This is a genomic window from Acinetobacter colistiniresistens (genome assembly GCF_000413935.1).
GTDB classification, from domain to species: Bacteria; Pseudomonadota; Gammaproteobacteria; order Pseudomonadales; family Moraxellaceae; genus Acinetobacter; species Acinetobacter colistiniresistens.
Genome location: NZ_KE340379.1, coordinates 452595 through 466490, shown reverse-complemented (window position 1 = coordinate 466490; position 13896 = coordinate 452595). Strand labels below are relative to the sequence as shown.

Here is a 13896-nt window from a genome sequence, read left to right as displayed (position 1 = left end):
AAAGGTGGACTCCATTTATGCTTATTCTTTTTGCGATCGCTGTTGTTCTGCTCATTGCTGGCAGTGCCATATATACCCAACAACCTCTATTCGGTAAAATCCCTTCTGGTAAACGCCTCCAATTGATCGAGAACTCTCCCAATTATCGACAAGGCCAATTCCGTAACCTGATCGAAAAATCTGGAATGAGTGAAGGTTCAAGTATTGCGGTAGAACTCTACAAAACCTTTATTAAAACCATTCCTCATCGCAATCCAATTGATCCGATTCCTTCAATTAAAACCAATCTACTCAGCCTCAACCCTAAACAGGATGTCATCATCTGGTTTGGACACTCATCCGTATTTATGCAATTGCATGGTAAAACCTTTTTGATTGATCCCGTCATGAGCGGCAAAGCCTCCCCTTTTCCTTGGGGCACACGAGCCTATAAAGGGACTGATATTTATACCGTTGAAGAGTTACCTAATATTGATTATCTACTGATTTCGCATGATCACTATGACCATCTGGATTATGAAACAACACTTAAACTCAAAGATAAAGTTAAATATGTCATTACAGGTCTAGGTGTAGGCGAACACTTTGAGTACTGGGGTTATCCCAAAGAAAAGCTGATCGAAAGAGATTGGGGTGACAAAATCGAATTTGATGATGGCATTAGTATTATCACTGAAACCACCCATCATGATTCTCGACGTGCGTTTGATGGCGGCAAAAACCTTTGGGTATCGTTCGTGATTCAATCCCCTGATAAAAAGATTTTTTATACCGGCGATGGCGGTTATGACAAACACTTTATCGAGATTGGACAAAAATATGGTCCCTTTGATTGGGCCTTGATGGAAAATGGACAATACGATGCCGCCTGGCGTTCCGTGCATTGCCATCCAGATGAAGTGGCGCAAGCGACCGAAGAACTGAATGCACGCAATATGATTCCTGTGCATCATTCAAAATTCAGTTTGGCCAAGCACGCATGGGATGAACCAATTACCCGCATTGTCGAATATTCAAAGAACAGAAAATATCGCCTTGCCACTCCCATGATTGGCGAGTTGGTTGAACTGGATAATGAGCATCAAAGCTTTAAACAATGGTGGCAGAACATTCGTTAAAGAAACTCGCCTCTACAATATACCGCCTCATTTCGATGGGGCTTTTTATGGATATCTTAAAAACGGTCAAGCTCATCAAATTAGGCAAATAACTGCGCATTTCAGGTCATTTCTGTTTGACTATTTAAGCTTTAATAAAAACATCAAAAACAGTAAGAATACGCCATACAGACGGATTCTCTATGCAGAGGGCAGCTAAAATGAAACATGTATTGATTCTTGGTGCATCAGGCCAAATCGCTAAATGGGTTATTGACATGTTAGCCAATGAAGCTGATCTCACCCAAACCTTATTTGTCCGCGATGCAAGAAAATTAGCGTCGAATCTACCTGCCAATACAAGAGTTATCGAAGGTGATGCATTGAACTTGGAACAAGTGCAACAAGCCGTTCAAGGTCAAGATATCGTCTATGCAAACTTGGCTGGTGAGCTCGAAGCGCAAACAGAAAACATGATTGCTGCCATGTACACAGCGGGTGTTCAACGCATTATTTTGATCAATTCATTAGGCATCTATGATGAGGTCAAAGGTAAGTTTAGTGACTGGAATCGCAAAGAAATTGGTGCCTACCTCGGCCCCTACCGTAAAGCAGCTGATTTGTTAGAAGCCTCTGATCTGGATTACAGTATTTTGCGTGCAGCATGGCTCATGGATGAAGATGAAATTGATTATGAAACCACTGAACGTGATCAAGACTTTAAAGGCACCGTGGTTTCCCGTAAAAGTGTTGCGGCGCTGGTCGTCAAAATCATTCAGCAGCCCAACGTTGCTTCACGAAAAAATCTCGGGGTGAATAAACCCAATACAGCTGCAGATCGACCTTACTTCATCAACGCATAAAAAATCGGACAATGAGTTGGATCATTGTCCGATTCTGCCAATCGAGCAGCAGTAAAGGGGTTTATCAATTTTTAAACGGCAACCTGCTGGGCCTTTTGCTGTGCAGCTTTTAAGGCATCTGTTCTTAATGCTGGCATATCCAGGCCTTCTGCATAGACAAAATTCACATCATGGATACCCATCAGGCCTAGAACAGACTGAAGATAAGGCGTCACTGCATCCGTTACCTGTCCCAAATGAATTCCACCACGACTAGTCATCACAATGGCTTTTACATTTTCAACCAGACCTTGCGGGTAAGTTTCGGTATATCGGAAGGTGTGACGGGCACGGGCCACTAAATCAAACCAGTTTTTTAACTGTGTCGGAACATTCAAGTTATACATTGGCGCCCCAATGACCAATAAATCGGTTGCCTTCAACTCGGCAATAAGTTCATCTGATAACTGAATAATCTTTTGAATCGGTGCTGCAACATTCTCAGCGCCACGTAACGCTTGGAATATCTCGGCATCAAGTACAGGTAGATTCAGTGTTGCTAAATCACGGATGATGACTTCATCCTGCAATCCTTTCTCCACACGCTCTTGTAAAAATACATCGACTAAACGACTGGTTTGTGATTGATCACCCATAATACTTGATTTTAATACCAGCACTTTCGCCATGGTTGTTCTCCATATCTTTGATGAAGCTATCTTACTATTAGATTTAAATCACCAGTAGTGATACTATTTCTATAAATTGATTCCAAATAATCTACAATAATGCAAACTGAACTCAATACCATCTCAATCTTTGTCACCGTGGTTGAAGCAGGAAGTTTTAGCAACGCGGCTGAACAATTGCATCTGACTCGCTCAGCTGTCAGTAAGAGTATCGCTCGCTTAGAAGAGCGCTTGGGCGTGACTTTGTTTAAGCGCACCACTCGTACACTGAGCCTAACTACAGAAGGTGCTCTGTTTTATGAACATAGCCATCGTGCGCTCGCAGAAATCCATACTGCTGAAAGTTTATTAGATCAAGGCAAAATCAATGCGACGGGGCTATTGAGAATTTCAGCCCCAGTACTGTTTGGACAGCTCTATGTTGCGCCACTGATGGTTGAACTTGCACAACAACATCCTGATTTGCAAATCGAACTCTCATTGAATGACCGAACCATAGATCTGGTTGAGGATGGCTTTGACTTGGCCATTCGGATTGGTACGCTGCCCGATAGTCATCATTTGGTTGCAAGAAAACTGGGGGATCACCGCATGCTGCTCTGTGCAACACCACAATATCTTGAAAGGTCGAGTGCTTTACATCAGCTCGATGATCTACAACAGCATACGACGATTGCTTATCCCTATTCAGGACAGCAACCCAAATGGCATCTTCAAGATGAACATAAACAGAGCTATACCATCAAACCACAAGCAAAATTGATGTTAAATGATATGCAAGCGATTAAAAATACGGTCCTGTCACATCATGGCATTGCTTGGCTACCCGATTGGCTGGTTCATCACGAGCTGCAACAAGGGACCTTAATTCAGGTATTGGCAAATTTCTCCAGTGTTGACTTTCCAATCTACGTCCTTTGGCCCACTCTGCCCTTCATGCCCCTTAAAACCCGTTTGGCGATTGATCAACTCGTGGAAAAATTACCGCAACAACTGTATGCATAACCGTTTCAAAGTCTGAAAATATAAAAAAGACAGACCAATCGCCTGTCTTTTTTATCGCGTTATATTAAAGCTTGGCACTAAAGAACGCCGTTAACTGTTGTATGGCTTCATCAACGAAGTTTAATTTGTCATAAAGTGACATGTGGTTGGCTCCAACCACGATATAGAGTTGCTTATCACTACTTGCCGCACGATGAATCAAGTCTTCACTCATCCATTTACTGCCTGCTACGCTTCCTGCAATTGCCAATAAAGGTTGAGTCAAAAAAGCTTCAGCTTTGTTGTAAGCATCGTAAGTCATGATCTGGGTTAAACTACGCGCAGTGGCAAAACCTGGTGCATTCGGATGCTCGGCACGTGAAGTATGGTAATACTCCCACGCTTCACGTAATTCCTCATTGGGAGCATCTTCCTCTCTCAACGGTGCAAGCGGAATTGTGGCAATTTCAGTGCCACTGGCATCTGAAGTTCGCGCATCGGAACCTGCTTGAATATAAGGAAGCGCATCGGCATCTCTGACATTGTTCTCCCATCCATTACGGAACATTTGTCCAATGTTGACCGCACTTACCATGCCCACCGCTTTGATACGACGATCATTAATTGCTGCATTTGCGGTATAACCAGCCCCTGCACAAATCCCCATTGCACCAATACGCTCATTGTCGACATAAGGCAACGTTGTTAAATAATCAATCACGGCACTGATATCTTCGGTACGGATATATGGGTTTTCTAACTGACGTGGTAAGCCAGTACTCGCACCTTGATACGATGCATCATAGGCAATGCTAATAAATCCATGCTCAGCTAATTTTCGTGCATATAGGCCTGCTGTTTGTTCCTTGACACCACCACCTGGATGACTGACGACAATCGCGGGATAGACTTTGTTTTGATCAAATCCGTCCGGAAAATTAATCACTGCTGCAAGGGTGATCCCCTGACCATTATGATTTTGAATACTAATATCTTTAGACATAATCTTATTCCTATGAATATTTTTGATTTAGACTTAAGGCTTAAAGGTATTGCTTAAAAAAGGGAATCACCTTTTCCAAAGCTTTCGCTACAGGTTCTGGTTGATCATAAAGTTCATAATGTGAGGTGTTTTCTAACACCAATAACTCTTTTTGTGCTGATGCAGCACGACGTATGATTTCATGTCCATCACGGTAAGCCCCAAATGCACCGGGTTTATCACCGATCACCACTAAAATCGGTTGGGTTAATAGGACCTCAGATAAATGGAATGCATCCCAACCTAATGCCACACTCATACGGGAGAACAGGGCACTGGTTGCTCCATTCGGTTGCTGTCCGCGAGATGTTTTGTAGTAATCGGTCGCTTCTAGTGGATCAATATCTGTAATTCCAGCTTTTTTACCTTCTTCTACGGATGGCGGTAATAAGTTATTAACTAATAATTCTGCGCCTCGAGCTTCGGCAGTACGTTGCCGTGCAACTGCTTCTAGCCCTTCAATTAAGGCCTGCCCTGTACCGCCATAACCTTCACGCGTCATACGGCCAAAATTCACCCCTGTAATCGAGGTCACGGCTTTCAGACGACGCTCTGTTAATGCCGCATTTAAGACATACGCACCACCCCCACACACTCCTAGCGCACCAATTCGGTTTTCATCAACAAAGTCTTGTGTAACCAAGTAATCCACGGCATAGCGAATGTCTTCGACACGGTGATACGGATTCTCGATAAAACGTGGCTCACCACCACTTTCTCCCTGAAAAGATGCATCAATGACTAAAACAACAAAGCCTGCTTCGGCCAATGCCTTGCCATAAATATTGCCCGAAGTCTGCTCCTTACAACTACCAATTGGATGAACACTAACGATTGCAGGATATTTTTGAGCTGGATCAAAATCATTTGGGAATAAGAGATTTGCTGCCGATTCCCATGCCAAATTTTTATAGCGAACCGCTTGCATGTTGAGTACCTCGCTTGATGATGATGTGTAACAACAATCCATTTTTAGATTGAGGGCTACTTTTCATACTTCGAGTATAGGATGCAAAAACCTGATCAAATTGCCTATTCCGACGGGATATTTGCCTATTTTGTTAGTTCATATTTCATTTAATTTTATTTATAATTTTCAGATAAATAATACAAAGTGTTAATTAAAAAGACTGGAATAATTCGCAATTCACGCAGGCTCCACAGCTCTCACCTCCCTCCAGCAGGAGATTTTGCAAAATTTGAAAGTTGATCAGTCACCCGATCAACTCACAACACCATTTTTTAACAACAAGCAAGAATTAAAGATTGGCTTGATAGAATGGAATCAGCTTATCTAAAGCAATTTTGACCGGCTCTGCTTTGTCATAGAGGTCATAATGAGACCAACCTTCGACCACCACCAACTCTTTATTTTTTGAGGCAGCACGATTAATGATTTCAAAACCATCGCGATAGGCACCGAAACCACCCGGCTTACTCCCCACAATAATCATCAGGGGTTGAGTCAATAAGATTTCTGCCAAATGAAAAGCATCCCAACCCACAGCAACAGCGTTGTGAGAGAACAGCGTTTTATTCACACCATTTGGCTTTTCGCCCCGTACAGTACGGTAATATTCCGTCGCTTCTAACGGATCAATATCGGCATGATCCGCTTTGGCTGCTTCAACCGTTGGATACAAGCCTTGATCCACCCGAAGTACAGCCCCTCTTGCCTCCGCTGTACGTTGAGCTGCAATCGCCTCTAAAAATGCAATCGGATTACCACCACTTGCTTCGCGCATCACACGCCCATAGTTTGCACCCGTAATTGTCCCTACCGCTTTAATCCGACGTTCTGTCATGGCTGCGTTGATCGAGTATCCACCGCCACCACAGATACCTAAAACACCAATTCGATTTTCATCGACATAATCCAGCGTAACCAGATAATCTACCACGATGCGAAAATCTTCAACACGTAACGACGGGTCTTCGATATAACGAGGCTCCCCTCCACTTTCTCCCTGAAAACTGGCATCAAATGCAATCACCACAAAACCCGCTTTGGCGAGTGCTTCGCCATACACATTGCCCGAGGTCTGCTCTTTGCAACTACCAATTGGATGTGCACTCATAATGGTTGGATATTTTTTAGTTTGATCAAACGCGGGGGGGAAATATAAATCTGCGGCAATATCCCAATAGGTATTTTTAATTTTGACTGCTTCCATTTCATCACCTCTTCAATCTAGGAAAGCATAAGCAAAGTTCTCTTTGCTGATATCTTCAGTCTAGAGAGTTGCTGCAAATCAAAGTTGCCTATTCTTAAAAATAGTTTGCCTATTTTAAGGTTTTATCGCTGTCCATCTCGGCTGGGCGTACTGCCAAATAAGCGTGAATATTCTCGAATAAATTGTGACTGACTTTCATAACCAACCCGATCAGCAATTTGTTGTATATTCAGGGTTTGTGATAACACCAATTTTCGAGCTTCCTGCAACCTCAATTGTTTTTGGTATTGCAGCGGGGTCATCCCAGTGATGTTTTTGAACTGATTTCTGAATGTCGCTGCACTCATATTGGCCTGCTCAAAAGCCACTTGTAAACAATTTTCTTGCAGAAAATTATTTCTTAGCCAATGAATCACGCTGAAAATATGTTGATTCGAAATAGTTGCCTTGACTAAATTACGTAAATAAACACCGTGTTGCCCAACCAGTAAACGGAGCACAATTTCTTGCTTGATGATGGGTGCAAGTTGTTCAATCATTTGGGGTTCTTCAATCAAATCGACTAAACGTGACAATGCATTGATCAGTGGGGTATCGAGGTCCTCGATTGAAAATGCAGGCAGGTTTTTAAGTTTAATCTTGTTATCTAATGCCTGCACGGTTTCAATAATCAGGTCCAAATCCAATGGCAGCATCATACCCAAAAAAGGCTCACGATAAGATGCCTGCGTCACTCGGCTAATCGCAGGTAAATCTATGGTGGTGAGCATGGTTTGCCCAGTTCCATAGCCATACACCTTATCACGAATCAGAACTTCTTTTTGCCCCTGCAAGACAATGCCTAAACCAAGCCCATAAATGCAATGGATAGACTGTTTGACTGTACGTCGATGTAAAGAAAAACCTGAAATCCCAGTCTGAAAATCTTCATCCTGTACTAACCTGCCTACCTTATCAGCCAGTATTTTAACAAGTTCTTTGGTTTGATCTGACGCATCCATCTCATCACCTATCTTGCTGTACATCTGATCTCATATAGAAGATGAGAAATACGTACGATCTCTTTAAAGCCAATCGTTATAGACCTTGTCGCATGCGTTGAATGTCCCGTTGCGGTGACTCACCAAATAAACGGCTATATTCACGACTAAACTGAGAAGCACTTTCATACCCCACTAATCCTGCAGCATGTCCTGCATCAACATTTTGGTTAAACATCAAATGTCGTGCTTCCTGTAACCGTAACTGCTTTTGATATTGCAATGGACTCATGCCCGTCACTGCACGGAAATGTTGCCTAAAAGTTGAAGGACTCATAAAGGCCTTATCCGCTAAATCATCCATCCGCATAGGTTGCACATAATGATGCTTTAACCAACTCACCACCTGATGAATTTTCTGATTTGCTGAGCCTGATTTCACTAACTGACGTAAGTACCGACCATGTGGGCCATTCAAAACCCGCACAATAATTTCTTTTTGAATTAAAGGAGCTAAATGCGGCAACATCAAAGGTTCATCTAAAACACGAACCAGCCTCAAAAAGGCATCAATCAAGGGAGGATCAGCAATTTCCACCGAAAAAGAATGCTGGCTCTCATCTGACATGCTTAAAACGTCTACAGGCATTTCTGCCGCCACTTGGTTGACCATTTGCAGATCAAGTAGTAATAAGAGCGCTAAAAATGGTTGCTGTGGTGAAGCCTTTACAATATGTGAAGTTACGGGTAAATCAATGGTGGTCAACATACTTTGCCCTTCATGACAAAGGTAATTCCGATCACCAATCACAACCTCTTTTTGTCCCTGTAAAATCATACCGATACCCAAATTGTAAATACAATGGGTGCTATCGGTTGGGCGCATCCGATGGTGAAAAGAAAGCTGAGGAATCGTAGAAATATGATCGCCTTGCTGCATAGCTAAATCTGAAACTGCTTGAATCAGCTGATCAGTATTTCTATTTCGTTCAACAGAAGTCGTCATATCCAAATAAATTATCCCAAAATGTTGAAGTGAACAGTAATCTATTCATCTTAAAACATCAGTTCACATTATCAGCTCATATTTTTAGTGTAATCATGTGACCATGTTCAATGATTTATCTTACATCCCCCCACCCCATCACAATTAGGGTTTAGTCATGATCTCCAATACATACAAACGCTATCTAACTTTTAAAACCTGATCCCATTGGGTCAAATAGCTTGGTGATTTCTACCCAAAGCAGACAAATCATATTCGGCAAGTTCAAGTTGAAATGCTTGAGAATATTTAGCAATAGAAAAGCACCCGCCCAATTAGCATAAATCTGTCCAATTTTCAGGGTGCCGTTCACATTGTTGCAGTATTTTTTTAAGATTGCAGATATCTTAATATCTGCAATCTGGTTTTAATGATCAAGTTATTTCCACTGAACACCCACCGCAGCTCCACCGCCTACATTACCGCGGCTATCACCTGTACCTGAGAATTTCCAGACATAATTCACTGGTTTACCAAAAACTCTTCTATCCTCGGTTACACCTGATGCTCCAATTGCAACACTTGATTCACCCTGCCATACACCAGTACCCGCGCTCAGCATTGTGTAACCCTTTTCTGTTGGCTGCGGCAAACTTGCTACAGCAAGTGCAGAAGCAATACCGCCATTGGCTCTTTTCTCAACATCATTTATACGCTTATTCGTATCGTAGAAAGACTGCTCCAGACTATCAATACGATTATTAATCGCTACATCAGCCTTATTCAATGCATCAACTGCCCCACCCACATTGTTATAGTCCTTACCGCCTACGTTATATGTTGGATTGGTAAAGCTATTGGTAATGTTGTCATAACCAGCACCACCACCTAAGAACTCAACAACTTTTTGATTTGTTGCATTTAATTGAGAGCCATTGATTGCATCTGTAGATGTTTTATTGATTGCACCATCTTTAACACCAGTGACAACACGATTACCATCGGTACCAGCAACATTAACTTTAGTACCTCCAGTATCTTTGGCAACGGTAACTTCAGCACTACTATTTGCCTGTTTAACCAGACCCACCGTACCATTATTAATATCATTTTTAATGTTATTAATATTATTGGTATTGTTAGTAATTTGCCCTTGTAAATCATCTCTGATTTGCGCAACTTGCCCACCATTCACCGCATCTTTAGAGCCTTGAGCAATATTACCGTCTTTCACATTGGTAATAGTGGTTCCATTAGTACCACCCAGTGTGATCTTGTCTTTTGATGCATCATCGTATTTCACAGCATTATTGGAAAGCTCATTCACATTGTTATTCACATTGCTAATCGCACTATCCAATTGGCCCTTGTTCACGGCATCTGTTGCATTGGTACCCGCTGCAACATTGCTGATCTGTTTATTCCCAGCATTGATCCCTTGGGTCGTGACACTTGGCCCACCTGCAATGATTAAGCCAGTATTGTTCAACACAACCGCATTGTTACCGATGTTAATTCCGGCATTATTCAGAACTGTATTACCTGCTGTCACAGAATCAACCGTTAAGTCTTTGGCTGTAGCAACCTCATAGTTATCTGAACCATCTGCATTCTTGCTCTTATTCACAACAATATTCTGACCATTGGTCACCGTCGTTTTAGAGGTTGTTCCTACCGTGCCAATGGCTTTGTCGAGTGCCGTTAATGCATCACCCACATTAGTCTGTTTCCCTTGAGCCACATTATAAGTCGGTCCGGTAATGGTGCCATCGGCATTGACCGTAGCATTGCCACCCAAGCTATTCACAAGTGTATTCTGTGTAGTTACAACTTGATTGCCTACCGCTTTCAATTGTGCAACGTTCACGGCATCTGCATCTGCACTACCTGCCGCAACACCTGTGATCTGGCGATAAATTCCATTTGCAGCATCACCAACTGCAACCGCACCTGTCGTTGATGTCGTCTTATCAATGGCCGCTTTGTCTGCACCTGTCACAGCGGACAATGCATAACCTGCAACACCTGCACCAGTTGTTGCAGCAGAACCACTCCCTAATACAACTGAGCCCGCCACTGTTTTGGTCACATTGTTACCAAGTACAAAGGTATCATCTGTCAGTACCTGATTGTTATTACCTACAGAATAACTGTTTGCACCATCCACAATCGTTGGGTCACCAATCGCACCGGAGTGATCACCTTTCACTTTGTTACCCGTACCAATACTGATGGATTGCAGGCCTGTTGCTTCAGCACCTTTACCAATTGCAATGGACTCTTTGCCTCCAGCTTTACTGTTGTGACCTAAAGCCACTGCACTGTCTGCACCTGTTGAAACAATTGCATTTACACCAATCGCTGTAGAGTTGAGACCACCAGCACTTGAGTCATTGGTTGCCCCTAGATCACCTTTTGAGGTATCGGCATTGGTATGGAAGAACTTAATTCCATCGGTATTCATCTTCTGAACCGTTTGTCCAATCGTCAGGCGATCTGTGGTTTCTTGACCTTGCTTATCGTAGGTTAAGAACAATGAATCTTGGTTTTTGTTGTCTGGTTTGGTATTTACAATTTGGTCAATGATATTGACTTTGTTGCCATTACCATCAACAACTTCAGTGATATTGCTACTGATTGCAACTTTCAATTGCTCTTCAGTTGCAGCTCTGCCTTTGGTTGCAAAATCACTGGCTGTAATGTCTTTATTGCTCAGGCCTTCAATAGTATTGCTTGCCTTATCAACCACCACACTACCTACAGTCACTTTATCGAAGTTCACGTCTTTCGCTGTAGAAACTTGATAATTGCTTGAACCATCAGCATTGGTTGTTGGCGTTACAACAACGTTGTCACCCGCTGTAACGGTTGTTTTTGCTTTGGTTGCTGCGTCTTTAACGCTGGTGATTGCACCATCAATGGTGTTCGAGCCTGTGCCACCGATGTTACTAGTGGTGATCGCACCTGTGGTTGCATCAATTGTGGTTGAACCACCAATTGCATTCTTGACGCTATCCGCGACGCCATGTAACTGGCTGCCATTGATTGCATCAGTTGAAGTAGCATTCACAGCACCTGCTTTAACGTTAGTAATTGTTGTGCCACCTACTCCAGCTAATGTGATCTTGTCTTTGGCAGTTGGGTCGTCGTATTTAACCGCTGCATCATCCAAACCACCCAACTTACCGTCAACGATTGCCAATTGATCTTCTGTTGCCGCTTGGCCTGAGACTGCTGTACCGTTCCAAGTCTTGTTAGTTAAGCCGCCGATTGTACCTGCTGTACCATCAATCGTAACGGGGTTAGTTGTACCCACTTTGATGGTATTACCCAAGCCAAGCTGTACACCATCTGCTGTTGTGGTACTGGTAATACTGCCATCAGTTGAACCTTTGACATTCAGCGTATCACCCAATGCAAACTGGTTGCTACTTGTACCATTACCAAATTTGATGCCTTTGTCTGCTGTCGCTTTAACGCTGGTGAAATGGTGTTCGAACCTGTGCCACCAATGTTACTGGTGGTGATCGCACCTGTGGTTGCATCAATCGTGGTTGAACCACCAATTGCATTCTTGACGCTGTCCGCGACACCGTGTAACTGGCTACCATTGATTGCATCAGTTGAGCTTGAATTCACCACGCCCGCTTTAACGTTAGTCAAGGTTACTGGTGTGGTTGAACCTGCTCCACCTAAGGTCACTTTGTCTTTGGTCGTTGGGTCATCGTATTTAACCGCTGCATCATCCAAACCACCCAACTTACCATCAACGATTGCCAATTGATCTTCTGTTGCTGCTTGACCTGATACCGCTGTACCATTCCAGGTCTTATTGCTTAAGCCGCCGATTGTCCCTGCTGTACCATCAATCGTAACTGGGTTAGTTGTACCCACTTTGATGATATTACCTAAACCAAGCTGTACACCATCGGCTGTTGTGGTACTGGTAATACTGCCATCACTTGAACCTTTGACATTAATCGTATCGCCTAAAGCAAACTGATTATTTATCGTGCCATTACCAAATTTGATGCCTTTGTCTGCTGTTGCTTTAACGCTGGTGATCGCACCATCAATGGTGTTCGAACCTGTGCCACCGATATTACTGGTGGTGATCGCACCTGTGGTTGCATCAATCGTAGTTGCACCACCAATCGCATTCTTGACGCTGTCCGCGACACCGTGTAACTGGCTGCCGTTGATTGCATCAGTTGAACTTGAATTCACCGCACCCGCTTTAACATTGGTCAAAGTCACTGGTGTAGTAGAACCTGCTCCACCTAAAGTCACTTTGTCTTTGGTTAATGGGTCATCGTATTTAACCGCTGCATCATCCAAACCACCTAACTTGCTATCCACTGCAGCCAATTGGTCTTCTGTCGCCGCTTGACCTGAGACTGCTGTACCGTTCCAAGTCTTGTTGCTTAAACCATTAATCGTATTGGTCGCTTTATCAACGACTACACTGCCTACCGTCACTTTATCGAAGTTCACGTCTTTTGCTGTCGCGACTTGATAGTTGCTTGAACCATCAGCATTGGTTGTTGGGGTTACAACAACGTTATCACCCGCTGTAACAGTTGTTTTCGCTTTGGTTGCTGCATCTTTAACGCTGGTGATCGCACCATCAATGGTGTTCGAACCTGTGCCACCAATGTTACTGGTGGTGATCGCACCTGTGGTTGCATCAATCGTGGTTGCGCCACCAATCGCATTCTTCACGCTATCTGCAACACCATGTAACTGGCTGCCATTGATTGCATCAGTTGAGCTTGAATTCACCGCACCCGCTTTAACGTTAGTCAAAGTCACTGGTGTAGTTGAACCTGCTCCACCTAAAGTCACTTTGTCTTTGGTCGTTGGGTCATCGTATTTAACCGCTGCATCATCCAAATTACCTAACTTGCTATCCACTGCAGCCAATTGGTCTTCAGTCGCTGCTTGACCTGAGACTGCTGTACCGTTCCAAGTCTTGTTGCTTAAGCCGTTAATCGTATTGGTCGCTTTATCAACCACCACACTGCCTACAGTCACTTTATCGAAGTTCACGTCTTTTGCAGTCGCGACTTGATAGTTGCTTGAGCCATCAGCATTGGTTGTTGG

The 13896-nt window shown here is 43.2% G+C and carries 9 protein-coding genes and 2 pseudogenes; 3 read left to right on the top strand and 8 right to left on the bottom strand.

Features of this window, described 5'->3' with window-relative positions; translation table 11 throughout:
* Nucleotides 1-17 precede the first annotated feature (17 nt).
* Together F907_RS11305 and F907_RS11310 are read left to right on the top strand one after the other, a co-directional pair.
* Nucleotides 18-1118, top strand: coding sequence for an MBL fold metallo-hydrolase (locus tag F907_RS11305; RefSeq protein ID WP_016651864.1), 1101 nt, complete (start codon nucleotides 18-20; stop codon nucleotides 1116-1118).
* 200 nt (nucleotides 1119-1318) lie between these two features.
* Complete coding sequence (locus tag F907_RS11310) at nucleotides 1319-1960, top strand: SDR family oxidoreductase (protein ID WP_016651863.1); 642 nt, start codon at nucleotides 1319-1321, stop codon at nucleotides 1958-1960.
* A gap of 71 nt (nucleotides 1961-2031) precedes the next feature.
* Here the strand turns inward: F907_RS11310 and F907_RS11315 are convergent, their stop codons facing one another.
* Nucleotides 2032-2628: an NAD(P)H-dependent oxidoreductase gene (locus F907_RS11315; RefSeq protein ID WP_016651862.1), complete on the bottom strand. Its 597-nt coding sequence runs from the start codon at nucleotides 2626-2628 to the stop codon at nucleotides 2032-2034.
* A gap of 99 nt (nucleotides 2629-2727) precedes the next feature.
* Between F907_RS11315 and F907_RS11320 the strand changes: the two genes are divergently transcribed.
* Nucleotides 2728-3633 carry a LysR family transcriptional regulator gene (locus F907_RS11320; protein WP_016651861.1) on the top strand — a complete coding sequence of 302 codons (906 nt, stop codon included), beginning with the start codon at nucleotides 2728-2730 and terminating at the stop codon, nucleotides 3631-3633.
* A gap of 64 nt (nucleotides 3634-3697) precedes the next feature.
* On the opposite strand, the gene F907_RS11325 is transcribed toward F907_RS11320, so the two are convergent.
* The 7 genes and pseudogenes from F907_RS11325 to F907_RS19455 all read right to left on the bottom strand — a co-directional run.
* Nucleotides 3698-4615 (bottom strand): alpha/beta hydrolase, encoded by a 918-nt coding sequence (locus F907_RS11325; RefSeq protein WP_016651860.1) that lies wholly within the window; start codon nucleotides 4613-4615, stop codon nucleotides 3698-3700.
* Between the two features lie 40 nt (nucleotides 4616-4655).
* A complete protein-coding gene (locus tag F907_RS11330) occupies nucleotides 4656-5582 on the bottom strand; it encodes an alpha/beta hydrolase (RefSeq protein ID WP_016651859.1) in 927 nt (308 codons plus the stop codon).
* A gap of 331 nt (nucleotides 5583-5913) precedes the next feature.
* Complete coding sequence (locus F907_RS11335) at nucleotides 5914-6828, bottom strand: alpha/beta hydrolase (RefSeq protein ID WP_016651858.1); 915 nt, start codon at nucleotides 6826-6828, stop codon at nucleotides 5914-5916.
* Between the two features lie 122 nt (nucleotides 6829-6950).
* Complete coding sequence (locus F907_RS11340) at nucleotides 6951-7853, bottom strand: AraC family transcriptional regulator (RefSeq protein ID WP_016651857.1); 903 nt, start codon at nucleotides 7851-7853, stop codon at nucleotides 6951-6953.
* A gap of 52 nt (nucleotides 7854-7905) precedes the next feature.
* A complete protein-coding gene (locus F907_RS11345; RefSeq protein ID WP_016651856.1) occupies nucleotides 7906-8814 on the bottom strand; it encodes an AraC family transcriptional regulator in 909 nt (302 codons plus the stop codon).
* A gap of 418 nt (nucleotides 8815-9232) precedes the next feature.
* Nucleotides 9233-9382: pseudogene (locus tag F907_RS19525) on the bottom strand (hypothetical protein); the annotation flags it as partial.
* A pseudogene (locus F907_RS19455) lies at nucleotides 9380-13683 on the bottom strand (trimeric autotransporter adhesin AtaA); the annotation flags it as partial. The pseudogenes F907_RS19525 and F907_RS19455, both read right to left, overlap by 3 nt.
* Nucleotides 13684-13896: the final 213 nt, after the last annotated feature.

Coding starts and splice junctions, on each gene's coding strand:
- F907_RS11320 (WP_016651861.1), top strand. CDS start 2,728: ATGCAAACTGAACTCAATACCATCTCAATCTTTGTCACCGTGGTTGAA.
- F907_RS11305 (WP_016651864.1), top strand. CDS start 18: ATGCTTATTCTTTTTGCGATCGCTGTTGTTCTGCTCATTGCTGGCAGT.
- F907_RS11315 (WP_016651862.1), bottom strand. CDS start 2,628: ATGGCGAAAGTGCTGGTATTAAAATCAAGTATTATGGGTGATCAATCA.
- F907_RS11330 (WP_016651859.1), bottom strand. CDS start 5,582: ATGCAAGCGGTTCGCTATAAAAATTTGGCATGGGAATCGGCAGCAAAT.
- F907_RS11310 (WP_016651863.1), top strand. CDS start 1,319: ATGAAACATGTATTGATTCTTGGTGCATCAGGCCAAATCGCTAAATGG.
- F907_RS11345 (WP_016651856.1), bottom strand. CDS start 8,814: ATGACGACTTCTGTTGAACGAAATAGAAATACTGATCAGCTGATTCAA.
- F907_RS11335 (WP_016651858.1), bottom strand. CDS start 6,828: ATGGAAGCAGTCAAAATTAAAAATACCTATTGGGATATTGCCGCAGAT.
- F907_RS11325 (WP_016651860.1), bottom strand. CDS start 4,615: ATGTCTAAAGATATTAGTATTCAAAATCATAATGGTCAGGGGATCACC.
- F907_RS11340 (WP_016651857.1), bottom strand. CDS start 7,853: ATGTACAGCAAGATAGGTGATGAGATGGATGCGTCAGATCAAACCAAA.